Genomic DNA, 19,451 nt, shown 5'->3' with positions numbered 1-19,451 from the left:
GCATGGCAGCGGAGCAGGGCAGCGCGGCCGCGCCGCCGCCGGTATGGCGGCGGTACGCGCTGGTGCTGTGGGTGCTGCTGCTGGTGGCGATCGGCGCGATGCGTGCGCTCAACCGCTACCTGGTCGGCGTGGCCTATGGCCACGTCGCGCCGTTTCCGCCGTTGCTGATCGAGGAGCTGACCGGCTCGCTCAGCTTCGGCGCCTTCCTGCCGCCGGTTTTCTACGCCTTGCGCTGGCTGCGCCGGCGCCGCTGGCGCCTGCCGTGGCACCTCGCCGTGTTCGCCGGCCTGTCGGTGGCGCAGACCAGCCTGATGATGGGGCTGCGCCTGCTGGTGTTCGGCCTGGTGGGGGCCCCGGCGGACGACTATGCGCCCACCGTGTGGCGCTACGTGATGGAAGTGCCGACCCAGCTGTTTTTCTACGTGCTGATCGCGGTCGGCCTGTGGCTGTTCGACCGCTACCGCGAAGGCCGGGCGCGCGAGCTGCGCGCGGCGCAGCTGGAGTCGGCGCTGTCGGAGGCGCGGCTGGAGGCGCTGCGCCTGCAGCTTAATCCGCATTTCCTGTTCAACACGCTCAATGCGGTGTCCGAGCTGATGTACGACCGGCCGGCCGTCGCCGACGAGATGCTTTCGCGCATCGGCTCGCTGCTGCGCGCGACGCTGTCGGCCGGCGCGCAAGAGCATCGCCTGGCCGACGAGTGGAAACTGCTGGCGCTGTATATGGACATCCAGCGGGCGCGTTTCGGCGCCGGCCTGGACGCGGACGTGCAGGGCGACGCCGCACTGGACGACCTACGCATTCCCTTCCTGCTGCTGCAGCCGCTGGTGGAAAACGCCATCGAGCATGGCGGGCAGGGCGACCGTCGCCTGGTGCGCGTGGAAGCCGCACGCGATGCCAACCGCCTCACCGTGAAAGTGCGCGATGGCGGCGGTGGCGTCGCACGCGCGGGCCACGGTATCGGGCTGGGCAATGTGGAGGCCCGTCTGCGGCACCTCTATGGCGACGAGGCTGGTGTTCGCCTCGAGCCTTTGCCGGAAGGCGGCAGCGTGGTCACCGTCTGGCTGCCCGCGCGGCGCTGGGAGGCGGCATGACGCTGCGCGCGGTGGTGGTGGACGACGAGGCGCCGGCGCGCGCCAAGCTGCGGCGCTATCTCGCCGAGGCCGAAGGTGTCGTGTGGGTGGGCGAAGCCGGCGACGGGCGCGAAGCGGTGCGGCTGATCCAGCGCGAGCGTCCCGACGTGGTCTTTCTCGATATCAGCATGCCGGGCATGGACGGTTTTGCCGTATTGCAGGCGCTGGGCGAACCGCTGCCGGCGGAGATCGTCTTTGTCACGGCGCATGACGACCAGGCCGTGCGCGCGTTCGAAGTGCATGCGTTCGACTATCTGCTCAAGCCGGTCGGCCCCGAGCGCTTCCAGGCGGCGGTCCGCCGCTTGTGCGACAAGGTGGCGCCATCGCTGAGCCTGAGCACCCGCGTCGACGGCCTGCTGGAAAACGCGCCGCCGCCGGCACGCTATCTCGAACGCCTGCTGCTGCCGGTGGGCGATGCGGCGGAGCTGGTGCCGGTGGAGCGCATCGACCGCATCGAGTCGGACCGCAATTATCTGCAGGTCTTCGTCGATGGCGAACCGCGCCGTTTACGCGGCACGCTGGATGCGATGCAGGCGCGGCTGCATCCGTCGCGGTTCGTGCGGGTCAACCGCTCCACCGTCGTCCAGCTCGATGCCATCCGCGAAGTGCAGCCGTGGCCGGAAGGGGAAAAGCGGCTGCTGCTGCGGGATGGGGCGCGGGTGACGTGGACGAAGCGGTATCTGGAGAACCTGCCGCCGGGGTTGTCGATATCCATCTGACGAAGGAATCCTTCTCCCCGCCGGGGAGCACGCGGGGAGCGCACATGGATGTGCGCGGCATTCCTCGCTCATCAAAGCCGGGCACATCCCTGTGCCCTCTTCGCGTAGAGGAGCGAGGAAGGTGCCGGCAGGCGGATGAGGGGCGGGTGCTCGCGGAAGAAGATCGACAGCGCAGCGCATGCTTTCCGCTCCTGCTTCTCCGCTCCGCCCGGCCCCTCACCCCAACCCTCTCCCCGGAGGGGAGAGGGGCTGGGCATCGCGTTGTTTTATGGGCTGTCTTGCCAGCCATTCCTGGATTTTCGCCAAGTGCGGCATCGAGGCTGCTGTCGTTCCGGTGACATCGTCGTCGGCGCCTGCGGCGGTCCGAACGGTGTGGGACACGCGGGCTGGCGGTCGAACATGTTCCGGTGGGCTTCGAACTGCCGTTCGGCCGTAGTGATGGAAGACGGGCGCTGTTCTTCCGGATCGGTAAAGCGCATTCGCGGAACGCCCCGACGCATTTCCTGCCGTAGTTCGGCCTGAGCCTTGCCGTTCAAGTCGCTACGCTCTTTTGCTTCGTGGTTTTCGCCCGCGGGCTGGGGCGGAAGCTGCAGATTTAGGCTGGCCGGAGCGTCCGGGGGCGGCGCGCTCTGCGCCGGCGCCCCGGGCGAAGCCATCCAGGCGAACAGTGAGATAAGCAACATCGTTTTCGTGCGATGCGTGGTTTCGATCATGCGGGGACCTGTTTCCAGATGGGAGGGAGGGGCTGAGCCATAGCCGCCTGTGACACCGGGGCGGCCGCCGATGGCATGGCCCGCCTGGAAGTCCGCGGCAAACGGGCACCGTTTTCCGGCCTCCCTGCCAGCCCATCCGGGTTTCGTCCCCGCCCCCGGGGCCTTCGTCCCAATCCGTCCCCCTCCGTCCCGCCGGTCTCCGCAGACTCTGGCCACACCCACGGAGACCGACCGCCATGCGCAAGACATCCATCGTGCTCGCCAGCCTCGCCACCACGGCTTTCGCCGCCGCGGCCGGCGCCTACGGCACTACGCAGCTCAGCCAGATCCTGCCGGTGGCCGCCGGCGTCGCCGCCCATCACGTCTGCTCGATGACCTTCGTCGGCGGGCAGGATCCGGACCAGACCTTCGACCAACTCGTCATGCCGGTGCTCGGCGACTTCGGCCGCATGCTGAAAGTGCACGTATCGCGTGACACCCGCACGGTCGAAGTGTCCGGCCCGCTGAGCGAGCTGGCGCGCGCCCGCTTCACGCCCGGCTACGGCTGCCGCCTGGTGCTGCCGGGCGACCAGCCTTTGCCCGCGGTCGCCGATGCACCCATCGCGCCCAGGGCGGATGGCTTCGCGCCGAAGGGGCGCGTCGCTTCCAGCAAGCCGGCCGTCACCGCCGCGATCGACAACGTGTTCGCCGAACATGCGGGCCAGCCGGTCAAGCGCGTCAAGGCCGTGGTGATCGTGAAGGACGGCCAGGTCGTCGCCGAGCGCTACGCCGACGGCATCGACGAACACTCGCCGCTGCTCAGCTTCTCGGTGGCCAAGTCGTTCACCAACGCGCTGTTCGGCATCCTGGTGCGCCAGGGCAAGCTGCGCGTGGACGAACCCTTGAACCCGCCGGAATGGAAGGACAAGAACGATCCGCGCCGCGTCATCACGCTGGAAGATCTGATGCGCATGCGCAGCGGCCTGGCGGTGGAGGAAGCGGAGTCCGCCGAAAGCCCGGTGGCGAAGATGGAATTCCTGCACGGCGACATGGCTGCCTTCGCTGCCGCGCAGCCGGCGAAGGAAGCCCCGGGCCGCAGCTTCGAATACACCTCGGCCGATACCGTACTGCTCGCGCGCAAGCTCGGCAGCGTGGTCGGCGGCGGTGCGCCGGGCATGCGTGAGTTCGCGCGCCGCGAGCTGTTCGCGCCGCTGGGCATGGGCGACGTGACGATGGAATTCGACGGCGCCGGCACCTTTATCGGCTCCACCTACGTGTATGCCAGCGCCCGCGACTACGCGCGCCTCGGCTGGCTGTACCTGCGCGACGGCATCGCGCCGGACGGCAAGCGCGTGCTGCCGGAAGGCTGGATGGACTGGTCGCGCCGCTCCACCTTGAATTCCCCGTACGGCGCGGGCTTCTGGACCAACGACGGACGCAGCGAAGAGGCGAAGTGGCGGATCGATTCCGGCTATCCGAAGGAAGGCTTCTACGCCAGCGGCACCATGGGCCAGCGCATCTACGTGATTCCCTCGGCGCACCTGGTGATCACGCGCTTCGGCTATTCCGCACCGCCGTACTACGGCATGCGCGACGATCTGGCGCTGATCAAGGCGGCGATCGAGGCATATCGCTGAAGGGTTCCGGCCGCGGCGCAGCGCTCAGCCTGCGCCGCACAGCTCCACCAGGAAATCCACGAACGCCCGCGTCTTCGCGGGCAGATGCTTGCGCGACGGATACAGCACGTACAGCGGAAAGCGCTCGTCCGGCCAGTCGGGAAACAATTCCACCAGCTTGCCCTTGGCCAGGAACTCGCCGATGCCCAGCGACATCATCTGCGCGATGCCATAACCGGCGAGACAGGCATGCAGCATGGTGCCGACGTCGTTGACGATCAGGCGCCCGCCGGTGGGCACGCTCAGCCGCTTGCGTCCGCGGTGGAATTCCCAGGCATAGGGCTGGCCGCTGGCCGGATCGCGGAAGTCGATGCAGGTATGGCCGTCCGCGCTCAAGGCCTGCGGCGTGGCGGGCCGGCCGTGGCGGCGCAGATAGGCCGGAGCGGCCACGGTGAGCACGCGCGTTTCCAGCAGCTTGCGCGCCACCAGGGCGGAAGCGCGCGGTTCGCCGAAGCGGATGGCCAGGTCGATGCCTTCGCTGACCAGGTCGCCGGGCTGGTCGCGCACCAGCAGTTCCAGCTGCAGTTGCGGATGGCGGGCGAGGAAGGTTTCGATGCGCGGCGCCAGCAGCAGCTGCGCGAACAGCGGATCGAGCAGCCCCACGCGCAGCTTGCCGCGCACCGCGCCCGCGCTGCCCGCGGCCTCGTCGACCACTTCCTCCAGCTCCGCCAGTACCGGCGTCACCTGCCGGTGGAAGCGGCGGCCTTCCTCGGTCAGCGCGACCGTGCGCGTGGTGCGGTCGAACAGGCGCAGCCCCAGGCGCTGTTCCAGCCGCGCGATGGCGCGGCTGACGCCGGGCTGCGACATGTCCAGGATCTCGCCCGCGCCGGCAAAGCTGCCGGCATCGACCACGGCGAAGAACACGCGCAGGCCGACCAGGGTGCGTTCGTCGAATCCGCTCATGCGCGCCAGTCATGGATGAAATGCCATTGATGTTATCGCCGCAGGGCGGGCGAAGTCGAACAATGCCCGCCGACGCGGCCGTACGCCGCCTGGCTTGAGGAGAACTTCGACATGTATGCGATCACGGGTATCACGGGGCAGGTTGGCGGCGCGGTGGCGCGCGCGCTGTTGGCGGGCGGCGCGGCGGTGCGCGCCGTCGTGCGCGATGCGGCTAAAGGGGAGCCCTGGCGGGCGCTGGGTTGCGAGGTGGCGCTGGCCGGTTACGACGATGGCGACGCGCTGGCGCGCGCCTTCAAAGGCGTCGACGGCGTGTTCCTGATGATGCCGCCGGACTACGATCCGGCGCCGGGCTTTCCGCAGATCCACGCGTTGGCGGAACGCTTCCGGCAGGCGCTCGAACAGGCGCAGCCGGGACGCGCGCTGTTTCTCTCCACCGTCGGCGCGCACCTCGCCGAACCGAACCTGCTGAACAATGCGGGGCTGATGGAGCGCGCGCTCGGCGGCGTATCGATACCGGTGGCCTTCCTGCGCCCGGCCTGGTTCATGGAGAACGCCGCATGGGACCTGCCCGCCGCACGCGCGGGCACGATCCACAGCTTCCTGCAGCCGCTGGATCACCGTATCCCGATGGTGTCCACAGAAGACATCGGCGCGGCGGCGGCGGAACTGCTGCTGCGCGGCTGGAACGGCCGCCTGGTGCAGGAGCTGGAAGGTCCGGCGCGCTACGGCGCCGAGGACATCGCCCGCGCCTATGCCGCCGTGCTCGGCCAGCCGGTAGGTGCGCAGGCGGTGCCGCGCGAACAATGGGAAGCGCTGTTTCGCCAGCAAGGCGCGCAGCACCCGCAGCCGCGCATGCGCATGCTCGACGGTTTCAACCAGGGCTGGATCGATTTCGAAGGCGCGCCGCGCAAGGCGGCCACGTCGCTGGAAACGGCGCTGCGCCGGATCGTGCAGCGCTCAGCCTGAGACGGCCCGCGCCCGGTGCGAGGCGAGCAGCACGTATTCGCCGTCGGCGCCCTGGCCCTGGCCGATCCCCGCGAAGCCCAGCTTCTCGTAGAACGCCAGCGCCGCCTCGTTGCGGCGCAGGCATTTCATCTGCAGCGGCTGCTCCGGCCAGCCCAGCGCCTGCAGCAGCGCGCGGCCGATGCCGCGTCGCTGCTGTCCGGCGGCGAGATACAGGTGATGCACGAAGCGGTCCGGCTCCCATAGCGCGACGAAGCCGGCGAGGCTGCCGTCGCCGTCCAGCGCCACCAGCACGCGCTCGCCGCGCGTCTGGCCATCGTAGTCCTCCAGCCGGAAGCTGTCGGCGGCGACCCAGGTGAAGGTGGCCCGGCGCGCCTGCAGGAACAGTTCGCGCAGGGCGGGGCGGTCGTCGTCGGTGGCGAGGCGGATGGCGATGGTCATGCCGCACAGCCTAGCGCGTGGCGTGCCTGGACCGCGCCTGGTGCGAATGGTGGATGTTTTTCGATATCCACCACCTGCTTTATGTTTTTTCGCGGTATGTGCGCCCGCTCACCGCACTGAAAAACCCCGCGTGATTGCAGTCACGCCCGCGCCAACACCGCCGGCACCTGGCGCGGCCCGTGTGTTACTAAAGCCACCGCCAAGCAAGTCGACCGCGTTCTACAGGGGACGTGCCGTTTGCCCGCAAGGGCATGCGTCGGCAGCGCGACAACGCGGTGTCCCGAAGGTGGCGCCGTCCATGATGAAGCTCCCGCGGGTTGGCCCGAAATGACCAGCCGTGGCGTGCTTTGTCCAACGTTTTATCGGCGGCCGAAACCAGACCATGGGCAAGACGCAGCATACGAAGGGGAGTGCCGGGGCCATGCTCCAGGCAAGAAGGCAAGAGCTGGCGCTGTCGATCGCGGTGGCATTGACCTGCGTGGCGGTGCCGGCCGAAGCGGCCGCCACGGTCTATACGCAACCGGTCACCGGCGTGGCCGGCAACGATGCGCCCGGCGGCAGCGGCGGCTACAACCCCGGCTACATCATCACCAGCAACAACGGCACGCCTACCTACACCCTGGCCCAGGGCGATGCCATCAACGTGGAATCGGCCAACACGCAAGTGGTGGGCGTGGGCATCACCTCGTCTTCCTCGTCCAGCGTGATCGACGCCACCGCGGGCAACGTGTCGATCACCGCCACGCGCGACGTGCCGGCCACCGGCACCACCGGCGGCAGCGCCATCGGCATCTTTGCCTCCAGCCCGCAGTCCGATCCGAAATCGGTGACCGTCAACGGGCCCATCAGCGTCACCGCCAACGACAAAAACTCCAAGGGCAACGGCAGCATCTACGGCAATGCCTACGCGCTGTGGGCGGACGATTTCGCCAGCATCACCATCAACGGCGACACCACGCTGCACGCGTCGACGCCGGGCTATGGGCGCGTCATTTATCTCACCGGCAACGGCAGCCGCATCACCATCAACGGCAACCTCACGGCCGAGTCGGACAGCAACAACACCAACTACGCGATCATGGGCGACGGGCGCAGCATCCTGCGCATCAGCGGCAACGTCGACCTCACCGCCAGCGGCATCTACCCGTCGGACAACGTCAACGGCATCTGGAACCCCAGCGTATCCACGCGCACGGAGATCGGCGGCAACCTGAAGCTGTACGCCATCGCCCGCGGCTCGACGGTGATGGGTATCCGCAACAACGGCTATATCGGCGTGGTCGGCACCACCACCATCACGGCGTTCGGCAACCGCACCGCTTTCGGCGTCAATGCCGGCCACCGCCTGTCCAAGACCGAGTTCTTCGGCGACGCCACCATCACCGTGCAGGGCGGCCCCAACCGCTTCGGCGACACCGTCGGCGCGTACAACTTCGGCGGCAATGGCGGCAACGGCTACATGCGCTTCGACGGCAACCTGACCGTCACCGCCACCAACGGCACCTTCGAGGGCGACTCGGACGTGCTGGGCATCGACAACAACGGCCGCATGACCCTGGCCACCGCGGGCAAGCTGGTGCGGCTGCTGCCGACCGGCAACCAGGGCACGCATTCGGCGTACGGCATCCGCAACGGCATGTCGTTCACGGCGGCCAGCGATGTCGATATCACGGTGTCGGAAAAGGCCGGCGCCACCTATGGTGTGGCCAACTACGGCGCGGCGGACTTCAACGGCGCGCTGTCCATCGCCAAGGCGGCGGGCTCGACGGCGGCCAATCACTACGGCGTGGTCACGCGGCCCACGGCCGGGGCGTCGGCCACCACCAACATCAACCAGGGCGGCGGCCATGCCGTCGCCATCCAGGGCGATGTGCTCACCGCTTCGAACAGCGGCGGCTTCCTCGGCACGCTGAATCTGAAGCTCGATACTTCCGGCTCCTGGCTCAACGGCCTGGTGCTGGCCGATACGGACGGCACCGTGGGCACGGCCAACCTGGTGGTGAACAACGGCGCGCGCTGGATCGCCGCCGGCAGCGGCGCCCTGGCCACCGACTTCGGCGCCGGCAGCCTCAGCGTAGGCAGCGGCAGTGCGATCGACATGGCCGCCAGCTGGGGCAGCTTTGCGCCTGGCAGCGTGCCGGCATACAGCCTGCGTACGCTGCAGATCGGCAGCAGTGCGGGTAGCGGCGCGGCGGTCAGTCTTGCCGACGGCGCTGCGTTCACCTTGCTCAGCGACGTGCGCAACGGCACGGCGGACAAGGTGGTGTTCGGCAGCGGCGTCAGCTCGTTCAGCGCGCAAGGCACGCAGAACGTGCGCCTGGCGTACGACCCGGCGCTGGACGATACGTCCTGGATCAATGCCACCAGCTTGCGCACCGGCACGTCGATCCTCGCCGCCAGTCCGATCGTGATCGTCGACGCCAGCACGGCGGCGAACGGCACGGCGAATTTCCTGGCCGCTGCCGGGTTGTCGGGTCAGTGGAGCGGCACCTATCAGAACGCGCTGGTGCGTTTCAGCTATACGCCGCGGGTGAGCCTGAGCGCGGATCATCGGCAGATCCTGCTGGCGGGTATCGATATCGCTGGCGATGGATCGAGCGCGCCGCCGAATGGCGGCGGCACCACGGGCACCGGCTCCGGCTCCGGCTCCGGCGGCGGCGGCGGCGCGACGACGGGTTCGAATACCGGCGCCGGCAGCGGCACGACGACGGGTGGGAATGCCAACACCGGCAGCGGCACCACTACAAGCGGCGGCACGCCACCCGCCACCGGCACGGCCGCTTCCGATCCGGCCGCCGGCAACGTGGCGATCGCGCCCTCCACCGGCGTACTGGTCGCCGCCGACGCCGCGCTTGCACTGACCAATCTCTGGCAACTGGACGAGCGCGCCGTCTCCCGCCGCAGCGAAGCATCGCGCCTGGACGACGCGCCGGCCGGCTCCGCCTTCTGGGCCGATACGGACGGCGGCAGCCTGAAGGGCGACAGCGCGGACGGCCGCAGCTACCGGCAGAACGCCACCAACGTCAGCGCCGGTGCGGAATGGCGCGCGGATGCCGACCAGGGCCGCGGCACTGTCGGCGTGGTGTATACGCATGCGCAATCCCGCGCCGACCTGCAGAACGGCAGCGCCGATCTGCGCGGCGATTCGGTCGGCGTCTATGGCGTGTGGAATACGGGCAACGGTTTGTTTGCCGACGCTGTGGCGCGCACCGGGCGACTGGGCGACAACTACACCTCGCGCGACGCTTTCGGCGTCACCTCCGGCCGCTACCATGCGCGCGCATCCAGCGTGTCGGTGCGCGTGGGCCGCCGTTTCCGCGGCGAACATGGCGGCTATATCGAGCCGCAGGTGCAGGCGGCCTATGGTTCGATCGGGGCGGTCGGGTACACGGCCAGCAACCGCGTGCGCTTCGATACGCAGCGCAACCACACCTTCATGTCCCGCGCCGGCATGCTGTTCGGCCAGAGCTTTTTCCTCGGCCCGACCTTGACCGGCGATGCCTACGCCCGCGTGGCGGTGGTGCATACGGTGGGCGACCGCCCCGATATCACCGCCTCGCTCGACGGTGGTTCGCTGCCGGTGATCCTGCCGGCGCGCCACGCCACCACACGCGAGGTGGCCGTGGGCGGGCGGGTGGCGTTCGGTTTGACGTGGAGTGCGTATGCGGAAGCCGGGCATGCATCGCGGACGGATGCACTGGCCGGTGGATGGCGCGCCTCGGCGGGCTTCCGTGTGAATTTCTAGCCGCGGCTTGTCGCTGCGGCGGGCTGCATGTCATGGTGCGGCCCGCCGGGCGGTCCGGCCTGCGAGGGAATGCGCGATGGGATCGGTAAGAACGCAGCGGGCCATGGTTTAGATGGCCGCTCGTCGAGTCCCCGCCATGCCGGGCACGCGCGTGCGGCTCACGCCGCGGGAGCGCGAGGCCGTCGAGGCCTACTGGTCGGCGTCGCCGCAGCGCACGGCGCGAGGCGTGCTCGCCGTTGCCTCCACTCTGATGATGGCCGTCGGCGCGTTATGCCTGCTGATCGGCCTGACCGGCGCCTTCCTCGGACATCGCCACGACAAGCACGCCTGGGTGTTCCTGATGCTGGGCGGCATGCTGCTGCCGATGGCGGGTTTCTTCCTGTGGGCGCTGCGCCGCAAGGCGAAGCGGCTGGCCGAGGATCTGAAAGTCGGTTCGAAGCTGGTCGTCGACGGCATCGTCGGCGACCGCTTCTATCTCGCCCGCAACGGCGGCACGCCCGACTGCCTGATCCGCGTGGTGGTGCCGCCGCTGAAGGAACCCGGCAACTTCGCCGTGCCCGAGCGCGTATTCAACGAGCTGCGCAAGGGCGATGCCGTGCGCTGCGCCTATCTGCCTGCCTCGAAGATCCTGCTCTCGCTGGCGTCGGACAAGGTTTTCCACGCGATCGGCGAGTGAGCCGGCTGCTCGTCTGGAGCAGGCGCCCATGCGCCCAGGCAGGTGGCCGCGCTGTGCGGCTTCTCCAACGCCGATCATCTGCGGCGTGCGTTTGTGCAGTACCTGGGAGTAACGCCAGCGGAATATCGCCGCAGGCACGGAGCCCCAACCTCCGTCATTCCGGCGCAGGCCGGAATCCAGTAGCGATGCGCTTTATGGAGCGTGCAGTCCCAGAGCGCTGCTCTTGAACGTTCTGCCGAAAACCAGGCGGCGCGGTTACTGGATGATTCGCTTCGCTCACCCCTTCGGGGCCGCCCTGCGGGCGTTCTTCGCGCTGCGCGCTCGTCCGGCCTGCGCCGGAATGACGAGCATTGCTTCGGCCAGCATCAAGCCAGCTTCGGCCACACCGTCACCGTACCCGTGGCCAGATCATGCACCGCACCCGCCACCATCAACGCCCCCGAACGCACCGCCGGCGCGATGATCGGATCCAGCCCGCGCAGCCGCTGCACGCCGTTGCTGACGTTGTTGTAGGTCACCTGCTTCTGCAGCGCCTTGCCGCTGAGCTTGTCGTCCTGCGCCACGGCCTGATCGACGGCCGGATAGATCAGTTCCAGCAGGTCGTCGATCGCGCCGGCCGGCTTGTTCTGCTCGTGGCGGAACTGGATGGCGGCCTTCATCGCGCCGCATTCGCTGTGGCCCAGCACCAGGATCAGCGACACGCCAAGCTCGGCCACCGCGTATTCGATGCTGCCCTTCATCACCGGCCCGCTGCCGGCCACCACGTTGCCGGCGGCGCGCACGGTGAAGAGCTGGCCCACGCCCTGGTCGAAGATGATTTCCGGCGCGGTGCGCGAATCGGCGCAGGCGATGATGGCGGCGAACGGCGCCTGGCCCTGCGCCACCTTGGCGAAGTCTTCCGGCGTGCGGCAGGCGGCCGAGCCCTTGCCGGCGACGAAACGCGCATTGCCTTGCAACAGCCGGTCCAGCGCCTCCTGCCCCGTGGGGCGGTGCGCCGGCAGCGGCGGGAAGCCGGGCGAGGGCAGGGCGCGGGCCTGGAGGTCGGCCCAGGGCGTTGCCGCCGAAGCCATGGCAAGGGCGGAGAGCTGCAGGAACTGGCGGCGCGAAGGGGGCGTCATGGTCTGGGTATTCGTATCGGGGAAGCGCAACGCCGGCGTTGCGGGCGAAGCTGCGCGGCATGTCGCGCCGGAGCTTCGGGAGCCGCGCAGATTTAAAGGATCGCGCAGGCGCATACGAATAAAATGACGGGCGCGGTTGCGCCATGTCATTTAAGGCCAGTGAGCTGAGCGTCGGGGTCTATGCGGCGCGCGGCCGCAAAGCAGCGGCCGTCAAGGCGACCCGGCGTGGTGCAGCGAACTCTGCAGGGCCCGCACCGCCAGTGCCGCGTTTACCTGGCTCTGGCCGTTGGCCGTCTTGCCATCCATCAGCAGCAGCTTGCGGATCGATGCGGCATCGAGATCCGGCTGGATCGACAGCAGCAGCGCGACGATGCCGGTGACGTGCGCGGCCGCCATCGAGGAACCCGAGGTGAAGTCGTAGCCGCCATGCGGCTGGGTGGTGAGGATGTCGCTGCCCGGCGCGCTTACTACGTCCGGCGGCGCCGGCGTGGCGGCGGCGGAACGCACCACGATCACACCGGGCGAGTTGTCGGGAAAACCCTTGGCGTCGCCGTCCGGCGGACGCGCCGCCACCACGATGCGCTTCTGCCGCAGCAGTTCGTCCAGCAGCTTGCCCAGCAGCGGATCGGCCGGGCCGCCCAGGCTGAGATTGACCACGCGCGCATCGGTGTCCAGCACCGCCGCCAGCGCCTTGGCCAGGGTGAACGAATTGCAGCGCGCGCCGGCGTTGCGGTCCGGATACCAGCAGGCCTTGTAGACGCTCAGCACCGCCTTGGGCGCGATGCCGACAATGCCCTGGTGGTTGTCGCCCATGGCCGCGATGATGCCGGCCACTTCGGTGCCGTGCGCATCGCGGTCGAAGGCGGCGGCGTCGCCGTCCACCGCGTTGTGGGTGTCGGCGATGCGGCCTTGCAGGTCGGGATGCGTGACGTCCGCGCCGGTATCGACGATGGCCACGTGCACGCCGCCGCCCTGGCTGGTCTCGTGCGCGGTGGCGGCGTCGGTCTCGACGAAGCCGCGCTGCAGGTCGGCGTAGGGATCGTTGTACTTGTGCGGGGCCTGCTGCTGCGTATCCGCATAGACTTCGTAGTCCTGCAGCGGCTGGGCGAGCTTCACGCGCTCGTCCTTGGCCAGGTTCTGCAGCAGGGCCTCGCGGTCGGCGCCCGCGGGCGGTTCCACCACGATGCAGAACAGGCCCAGCGCCTTGATCGGCCAGCCGACCACTTCGCGCAGGCCGTAGCGCTGCTTCAGTTCGTCCAGCTGCGAGACCGCGCGCTGGCCGGCGCCGTAATGGCCCGGCGGCGCATAGCCGAGCAGGCTGGAGCCGGCATGCGTGCCCGGCGGATCGAGAGGGTTGGCCACGGCCAGCACGATGTCGCGCTGGCTGTTCATCGACGCCGCGGCCGCAGGCGTTGCCGCCGCGTTGCCGCGCCCGGCCGGCGCCGACGCGCAGGCGCCCAGCGCAAGCGCCATGGCGAAGGCGAGGCAGGCGCGCAGCGTCGCTTTCACGGGACCGAGGCCACCGGCTCGGCCATGCGGATGCCGCGCGTGGCGCGCAGCTGGCGCACCACTTCGGCCTGGGTGGTGGCGGTGTCGGCGGCCACCACGGTGTAGGCGCCCACGGTGTTCGGGCCGCCCACCACCTGCAGGTGCAGCGCATGCACCGCGGCATTCCAGTCCACCACCTTCATGCTGGCATCCGGGATCACGCGGATCGCGCCGGCCGGCGCGGCGGCGCCGTCCTGGCTGCTGTAGGTGCGGTAGTCGGCCGCGCCCTGTTCGCGATACAGCTTCAGGCCGAGGATGCCGATGCCCAGCGCCTGCAGCAGCACCGCGGCGGCCAGGCCGCGCAGCAGCCAGCCGCTGCTGCGCGCGCGTGCCCTGGCGGGCGCGGCGGCTTCGGCGTCGTGCGCGTCCAGGCGGTCGAGCAGATGCTTCAGGCCGGCGTTGGCGTCCACCGCGACATCGGCCGGCAGCGCCAGCGCGTCGCGCAGGCGGATCTGCTGCGCGTATTCGGCGCGGCAGGCCGCGCACTGCGCGAGATGGCCGTCCAGCCATTCGGCCTGCTCCGGCGAGGCGTTGCCTTGCAGCACCCAGGGCATGGCTTCCCAGGCGCGGGCGCAATCCCGGCTGGCGTTGATCGAAAACGTCATGGCGCACCTCCAACGTGCGCTGAGGATTCGCCGGCAAGATCCGGCAACACATTGCGCAGGCGCACCCGCGCGTGAAAAAGCCGCGCCTTCACCGTGCCCACCGGGCACTGCATGATCACGGCCACGTCGTTGAGCGAATGGCCCACGCCGTAGACCAGCTCCAGCACCACGCGCTGGTCGACGGTGAGGCGCTCCAGCGCCTTGCCCAGCCAGTCGCGCAGTTCGTGGTCTTCGCTGGGGTCGTGGCTGGGGGCGCGGTCGCCGTACAGGGCGTCGTCCTCGATCGGCTCGTCGCCATGCTGGCGCAGGGCCTTCAGGCCGCAGCGGTAGGCGATGCCCATGATCCAGGTGGATACCCGCGAATCGCCCTGGAAGGTGCCGGCCTTCTGCCAGGCGATCCAGAAGCAGTCGTTGATGACTTCCTCGATCACGTCCGGCCGCCGGGTCAGGCGCGTCAGAAAGCGGGTCAGGCGGCCGTGATAGCCGCGGTACAGCGTGGCCAGGGCCACGCGGTCGCCCGCCGCCATGCGCTGCAACAGCGCGCGGTCGGTGGCATCGGCTTCGATATCGGCTTCGTTCATGATCGTCAGGTCACCGGTCTGAGGGCGGCGTGGCTGTCCCCATGAGTGCCGACCGGATAGGAAAAGGTTGCGCCGGGGTTGGGATCCGTCGCAAGCGGTCAGAACGACCAGAGCACGGTCGCCACCCAGGGCTCCGCCTCGGGCGAACGTGAACGCCAGTAGCGGGGCGTCTTCACATCCGCCGCCACCCGGTCCAGCTCCATCCGCCACGCGCCCCGGGTCCAGGCCAGGCCGGCATGGCCGTAGCGGTAATAGGGGTAGGGGTCGAAATAGGACTTGGCCACGCCGGCGCCCACCGACAGCGACAGTTCTTCGGTCAGCGGCCAGTGAAAGGTGGCATCCGCGCCCGGCCGGGTGCGCTCGTGGTCGGCGTGGGTGAAGCGGGTGGCCGACACGCCGAAGGTGAGCACGTCGCGGTACGTCCAGTGCAGTCCGCCTTCGCCGCGGTCGAAGAAGCGGCTGCGCATGGGGTATTTGTAGTAGATGGCGCTGGCCTGCATGGACCAGTCGTCCGACAGCGTCCAGTAGTGCGCGACCTGGCCCATCGCTTCCACCATGCCTCCCGGCGAGCGTGCCTGGGCGCTGGCGGAAAGCCCCAGCGCCCAGCCGTCCGGCGTGGTCCACGACAGCACGCCCTGCAGCACCGGCGTGGCCCTGGTGATGGCCTGGCCGCGGTCGACCAGCTGCGAACTCAGTGCGATGCCGCCGCCGAGCGTGCCCGCATGCAGCGGCAGCGCCATGCAGAGGGCCGCCATGCCGGGAAGCATCCGGCGTAGCGGCAAGGCAGTGCATACAGCGGCGGAACGTGTCGTCAGTGGAGCGTGCCCAGGTAGGAAATGAGATCGTCGAGCTGTTTTGCATCGTTCAGCCCATCGTATTTCATTTTCGTACCGGGATTGGCGCGCTTGGCCGGTTGAGCGAGATAACTGTGCAGTTGTTCCGGTGTCCACACCCATGACGACTGCGCACGCAGCGCATCGGAGTACTCGTAGTCCGGCACCGTCGCCGCCTTGCGGCCCAGCACGCCGAACAGGCTGGGGCCTTTCTTGTTGCGGCCCTCCTTGATGCTGTGGCACTCGGCGCATTCGCTCTTGAACACGTCGGCGCCGGCCGACGCATCGCCGGCAAAGGCCGGCGAGGCCGCCATCCAGGCGCAGGCCAGCGCGGCGAGGGCGAGGTTTCGAAGGTTTCGCTTAAGGCTTGAGGTCTTCACGCATCGGATCCGGTCAGAACGCCACGGCGGCGGTAAGGGAGAAGGCATTGAAGTCGCGTGCATTGGTGCCCGGCGCGCCGAAGATGTTGTCGCGGGCGCCATTGAAACGGGTGAAGCGGAACCAGTTGGCGGCGAGCTTGAGATTGGCCATGGACGTGTACGAGTCGTCCTTGCCGAACGGCGCCCAGTACAGGCTGACCAGGTTGGCGGTGGTATCCGGCACGCCGTAGGGGACGAAGCGCGCATCGTCGCGCGAGCCGGTGCTGACCAGGTGCGAGAACAGCAGGGTATAGCTCTGCTTGAAGGTGTAGGCCACGGTCAGGGTCTGGTCGTGCACCGTGCCGCGCGGCTTGGCCAGCAGGCCCGGCGCGATCGGGCTGGCCGGCGTGCTGCCGTATTTGCGCCGCTCCAGGATGTTCACGTAGCTCAGCTGCACGATGTGCTCGCGGTTGCCGAGGAACTGGTAGGTGAGGTCGTAGCCCAGGTCGGTGAGCCGGTCCATCGGGCCGCCGGTGCGCGGCAGCTCGCGCTTGGTGGTGAGCGCGACCACGCCCGCGGAGAAAAACTGCCGCCGCATGTCGCGCATGTAGGCGAAGCGCGCATAGCCGGTGTCGTGCAGCTTGCCCGGGTCGCCATTGGGGTTGTAGCCGAGACGGTCCTGGGTGGAGCGCTGCATCGAGTTGTAGGTGCCCAGCTCGCCGTACCAGCGCGAGTCGTACAAGCCGTACACGGTGGCGCCGAACACGCGGTTGGCCGGCGCATTCGGGCTGGACGGATTGAGCACGGTGCCGGTCACGCCCGGCGGACCCAGCGAAGACGCCGCGGGCAGGGCGGCGATCGGATCCTGGAAACCGGGATTGTTGTTGACGCTCACGCCCAGCGTGAGGTCCTTGCCGCCGAGCTTCAGCTCCTTGGCGACGAAGCGCAGGTCCACGTCGCTCAGCTTGGTGTCGAAGCGGTTGTGGCCGTCGTTGTTGCTGGTCACCTTCACATAGCCGCCGACCTGCTCGGTCAGGCGTCCGGCCAGATAGACGTCCGCTTCGGTCAGCCGGTTGGAGCTCTCGCCGCGCGCCGGCACCGAGCGCGTGCCGATCAGCTGCGCGGCCACCGGGATCTTGAAGCCCTTGCCGTCGGTGTCGGTATAGCCGTTGAGCTTGAAGCGCATGCCGTAGGGCGTGAGCGCCGGGCCATAGGAGCCGGCGTGGCAGTCGGCGCAGGCGGCGCCGGTCTGGCGGGCATAGACGGGAATGGCCTGCGCGGTGGTGCAGGCCAGCGAGAAGGCGGCGCCCACGCCGTACAGCACGGTCATGTTCCGCGTGCGGCGCGCCATCCGGCGATACGGCAGAGACAGCATGAAACCTCCTTGGTGTGTCGGGATGGGGGACTTGCGCGAGGGGTTACGGCGAAGGATTCAGCTCGAACGCCACGGCCACATCGCGCGCAGCACGTCGTCGCGCCGCACGAAGTGGTGATAGAGCGCGGCGCCGATATGCAGCAGCACCAGGGCGAGCAAGGCCCAGGCGATGTCCTGGTGCCATACGAGCAAGGCGTCGGCGAGGTCTTCGTCGTCCGCCACCAGCGCGGGCAGGGCGGCGCCGAACAGCGTCACCGGCTTGCCCTCGGCATTGCTCAGCGCCCAGCCGACCAGCGGCAGTGCGAGCAGGATCAGATACAGCGCGGCATGGGTGAGCCACGCGGCGATGCGGATGACGCGCGAATGGACGGCCTGCGGCAGGCGCCCGTGACGCAGGCGCACGCCGATGCGCAGCACCGCCAGCAGCAGCACCAGCAGGCCGGTATGGCGATGGCCTTCCAGCAGCCATTGGCGCGCGACGCGGCCGGCGACTTCGTCGCGGGTCAGCGCGAAGGCGGCGGCGGCGATCAGCAGCAGCACCGTGCTCCAGTGCAGGATCGCCATGCCGCGCGGGCGGCGCAGCGGTTCCTGCGTTTCCGTGCGGCCGCCGACGGCGGGCGTGCTGCCCGGCATCGGCATGTCGGCCTTGTCCTGGTACCTCGAACCCATCCGGCGATCCCCGCGCGTCGTGTCGAGGCGTAGGTGCTGGATCGAGCCAAAAAGGTTGCGACAACTTGCTCCCTCTCCCCTGCGGGGAGAGGGCTGGGGTGAGGGGGACGCTCTAGCCACAGTGTTTTTACGAAGCGCAGAAAAAGCTCTGGAGCTTGAGCAGACCGTTCGCTTTCCGCTCCGCCCGGCCCCTCACCCCAACCCTCTCCCCGCAGGGGAGAGGGAGCAGGTTGTCGCTGGGATGGAATGCATCGCCGCAACCTTTCCCGGCGCCACCGGCACTCAGCCTCGAACAGGTCGTTCTCACACGAGCGAAGAGCCAGCCACGATGGACATCGAACGCATCCAGTTTCAGCAGCACGGCGACCACGGCGGCATGCTCGTGGCCTTGGAACAGGAGCGCAACGTGCCGTTCGAGATCCGGCGGGTGTACTACGTGTACGCCACCGAGCCGAACGTGCACCGCGGCCGCCATGCGCACCGCCACCTCAAGCAGCTGGCGGTGGCCGTGCGCGGCTCGGTGACCATCCTGCTGGACGACGGTACCGGCCCGGTCGAGGTGGTGCTGAACGACCCGAGCCAGGGCCTGCTGCTGGGCGACATGGTGTGGCGCGAGCTGTACGGCTTCAGCGACGACTGCGTGCTGATGGTGCTGGCCGACCAGTTCTACGATCCGGCCGACTACATCACCGACTACGACGAATTCCTGCGCGAAGCCAACGGCTTCCGCCGCCTCGGGGGCGCGGTGGCATGAGCCGGCCGCTGGTGCTGATCGGCGCGGGCGAGATGGCGCGGATCGCGCTCGAATACTTCGAGCACGACAGCGACTACGACGTGGTCGCCTTCAGCGTAGAACGCGCGCACCTGAAGGACACCGAGCTGGAAGGCCGCCCGGTGCTGGCTTACGAGGAGCTTGCCTCGCGCTACGCACCCGGCGACGCCGAGTTGTTCGTGGCGATTCCCGCCACGGGCCTCAACCGCCTGCGCACGCGTTTCTATCTCGACGCCAAGGCCAGGGGCTACCGCTTCGCCAGCTACGTGAGCAGCCGCGCCTTCGTCTGGCGCAATGTGGAGATCGGCGAGAACAGCTTCATCTTCGAGCACAACGTGATCCAGCCCTTCGTCACGGTGGGCAACAACTGCATCCTGTGGAGCGGCAATCACGTCGGGCACCGCACGGTGGTGCGCGACCATGTGTTCGTCGCCTCGCACGCGGTGATCTCGGGCTTCTGCGACATCGGCGAAAGCAGCTTCGTCGGCGTCAACGCCACCTTCAACGACGGCGTGAAAGTGGCGGCCGACAATGTGATCGGCTCCGGCGCCCTGGTGGTGCGCGATACCAAACCGGGCAAGGTCTACGTCGGCTCGCCTGCGCGCGCCTTGCCGGACCGCTCCAGCCTGGATGTGAGGTTCTAGCG

The 19,451-nt window shown here is 68.9% G+C and carries 19 protein-coding genes; 8 read left to right on the top strand and 11 right to left on the bottom strand.

Features of this window, described 5'->3' with window-relative positions:
• Positions 1 to 2 precede the first annotated feature (2 nt).
• The gene (locus tag FHW84_RS18210; protein ID WP_167257408.1) at positions 3 to 1,091 is read left to right on the top strand and encodes a histidine kinase; all 1,089 of its coding nucleotides are present in this window, start codon (positions 3 to 5) and stop codon (positions 1,089 to 1,091) included.
• Complete coding sequence (locus tag FHW84_RS18205) at positions 1,088 to 1,849, top strand: LytTR family DNA-binding domain-containing protein (RefSeq protein ID WP_167257407.1); 762 nt, start codon at positions 1,088 to 1,090, stop codon at positions 1,847 to 1,849. Before FHW84_RS18210 ends, FHW84_RS18205 begins: the two co-directional genes overlap by 4 nt.
• Positions 1,850 to 2,115: 266 nt before the next feature.
• On the opposite strand, the gene FHW84_RS18200 is transcribed toward FHW84_RS18205, so the two are convergent.
• Positions 2,116 to 2,562 carry a hypothetical protein gene (locus tag FHW84_RS18200; RefSeq protein WP_167257406.1) on the bottom strand — a complete coding sequence of 149 codons (447 nt, stop codon included), beginning with the start codon at positions 2,560 to 2,562 and terminating at the stop codon, positions 2,116 to 2,118.
• Between the two features lie 236 nt (positions 2,563 to 2,798).
• Between FHW84_RS18200 and FHW84_RS18195 the strand changes: the two genes are divergently transcribed.
• Positions 2,799 to 4,178 carry a serine hydrolase gene (locus FHW84_RS18195; protein WP_167257405.1) on the top strand — a complete coding sequence of 460 codons (1,380 nt, stop codon included), beginning with the start codon at positions 2,799 to 2,801 and terminating at the stop codon, positions 4,176 to 4,178.
• 24 nt (positions 4,179 to 4,202) lie between these two features.
• On the opposite strand, the gene FHW84_RS18190 is transcribed toward FHW84_RS18195, so the two are convergent.
• Positions 4,203 to 5,120: a LysR family transcriptional regulator gene (locus FHW84_RS18190; RefSeq protein ID WP_167257404.1), complete on the bottom strand. Its 918-nt coding sequence runs from the start codon at positions 5,118 to 5,120 to the stop codon at positions 4,203 to 4,205.
• A 111-nt stretch (positions 5,121 to 5,231) separates the two neighbouring features.
• On the opposite strand from FHW84_RS18190, the gene FHW84_RS18185 reads away from it, so the two are divergent.
• Positions 5,232 to 6,086: an NmrA family NAD(P)-binding protein gene (locus FHW84_RS18185; RefSeq protein ID WP_167257403.1), complete on the top strand. Its 855-nt coding sequence runs from the start codon at positions 5,232 to 5,234 to the stop codon at positions 6,084 to 6,086.
• On the opposite strand, the gene FHW84_RS18180 is transcribed toward FHW84_RS18185, so the two are convergent.
• Positions 6,078 to 6,524, bottom strand: coding sequence for a GNAT family N-acetyltransferase (locus FHW84_RS18180; RefSeq protein ID WP_167257402.1), 447 nt, complete (start codon positions 6,522 to 6,524; stop codon positions 6,078 to 6,080). The genes FHW84_RS18185 and FHW84_RS18180 overlap by 9 nt on opposite strands.
• A 421-nt stretch (positions 6,525 to 6,945) precedes the next feature.
• Here FHW84_RS18180 and FHW84_RS18175 point away from each other — a divergent pair, with 421 nt between their 5' ends.
• Entirely contained in the window at positions 6,946 to 10,269 is a 3,324-nt protein-coding gene (locus FHW84_RS18175; protein ID WP_167257401.1) for an autotransporter outer membrane beta-barrel domain-containing protein, read from the top strand.
• Between the two features lie 136 nt (positions 10,270 to 10,405).
• The gene (locus tag FHW84_RS18170) at positions 10,406 to 10,945 is read left to right on the top strand and encodes a hypothetical protein (protein WP_167257400.1); all 540 of its coding nucleotides are present in this window, start codon (positions 10,406 to 10,408) and stop codon (positions 10,943 to 10,945) included.
• A gap of 365 nt (positions 10,946 to 11,310) precedes the next feature.
• Here FHW84_RS18170 and FHW84_RS18160 read toward each other — a convergent pair whose 3' ends face one another.
• From FHW84_RS18160 to FHW84_RS18125, 8 genes are all read right to left on the bottom strand, one after another.
• Positions 11,311 to 12,063, bottom strand: a complete 753-nt coding sequence (locus tag FHW84_RS18160) for a carbonic anhydrase (RefSeq protein WP_167257398.1) — start codon at positions 12,061 to 12,063, stop codon at positions 11,311 to 11,313.
• Between the two features lie 210 nt (positions 12,064 to 12,273).
• Positions 12,274 to 13,536, bottom strand: a complete 1,263-nt coding sequence (locus FHW84_RS18155) for a S8 family serine peptidase (protein WP_167257485.1) — start codon at positions 13,534 to 13,536, stop codon at positions 12,274 to 12,276.
• 32 nt (positions 13,537 to 13,568) lie between these two features.
• Positions 13,569 to 14,216, bottom strand: a complete 648-nt coding sequence (locus tag FHW84_RS18150) for a zf-HC2 domain-containing protein (protein WP_167257397.1) — start codon at positions 14,214 to 14,216, stop codon at positions 13,569 to 13,571.
• Entirely contained in the window at positions 14,213 to 14,797 is a 585-nt protein-coding gene (locus tag FHW84_RS18145) for a sigma-70 family RNA polymerase sigma factor (protein ID WP_167257396.1), read from the bottom strand. Before FHW84_RS18145 ends, FHW84_RS18150 begins: the two co-directional genes overlap by 4 nt.
• A gap of 98 nt (positions 14,798 to 14,895) precedes the next feature.
• Positions 14,896 to 15,552, bottom strand: a complete 657-nt coding sequence (locus FHW84_RS18140) for a hypothetical protein (RefSeq protein ID WP_243868193.1) — start codon at positions 15,550 to 15,552, stop codon at positions 14,896 to 14,898.
• A 56-nt stretch (positions 15,553 to 15,608) separates the two neighbouring features.
• The gene (locus FHW84_RS18135; RefSeq protein ID WP_167257484.1) at positions 15,609 to 15,944 is read right to left on the bottom strand and encodes a c-type cytochrome; all 336 of its coding nucleotides are present in this window, start codon (positions 15,942 to 15,944) and stop codon (positions 15,609 to 15,611) included.
• 79 nt (positions 15,945 to 16,023) lie between these two features.
• Entirely contained in the window at positions 16,024 to 17,319 is a 1,296-nt protein-coding gene (locus tag FHW84_RS18130; RefSeq protein ID WP_243868196.1) for a cytochrome C, read from the bottom strand.
• 102 nt (positions 17,320 to 17,421) lie between these two features.
• Positions 17,422 to 18,033: a cytochrome b/b6 domain-containing protein gene (locus tag FHW84_RS18125; RefSeq protein ID WP_243868192.1), complete on the bottom strand. Its 612-nt coding sequence runs from the start codon at positions 18,031 to 18,033 to the stop codon at positions 17,422 to 17,424.
• A 328-nt stretch (positions 18,034 to 18,361) separates the two neighbouring features.
• Here FHW84_RS18125 and FHW84_RS18120 point away from each other — a divergent pair, with 328 nt between their 5' ends.
• Together FHW84_RS18120 and FHW84_RS18115 are read left to right on the top strand one after the other, a co-directional pair.
• On the top strand, positions 18,362 to 18,787 hold the full coding sequence (locus FHW84_RS18120; RefSeq protein ID WP_167257393.1) for an FdtA/QdtA family cupin domain-containing protein: 426 nt from the start codon (positions 18,362 to 18,364) through the stop codon (positions 18,785 to 18,787).
• On the top strand, positions 18,784 to 19,449 hold the full coding sequence (locus FHW84_RS18115) for an acetyltransferase (RefSeq protein ID WP_167257392.1): 666 nt from the start codon (positions 18,784 to 18,786) through the stop codon (positions 19,447 to 19,449). The genes FHW84_RS18120 and FHW84_RS18115 overlap by 4 nt, the downstream gene beginning before the upstream one ends.
• Positions 19,450 to 19,451: the final 2 nt, after the last annotated feature.

It is taken from the genome of Dyella sp. SG562, assembly GCF_011759495.1.
In the GTDB taxonomy this organism is placed as follows: domain Bacteria; phylum Pseudomonadota; class Gammaproteobacteria; order Xanthomonadales; family Rhodanobacteraceae; genus Dyella_D; species Dyella_D marensis.
This window is presented reverse-complemented; position numbering and strand designations above follow the sequence as displayed.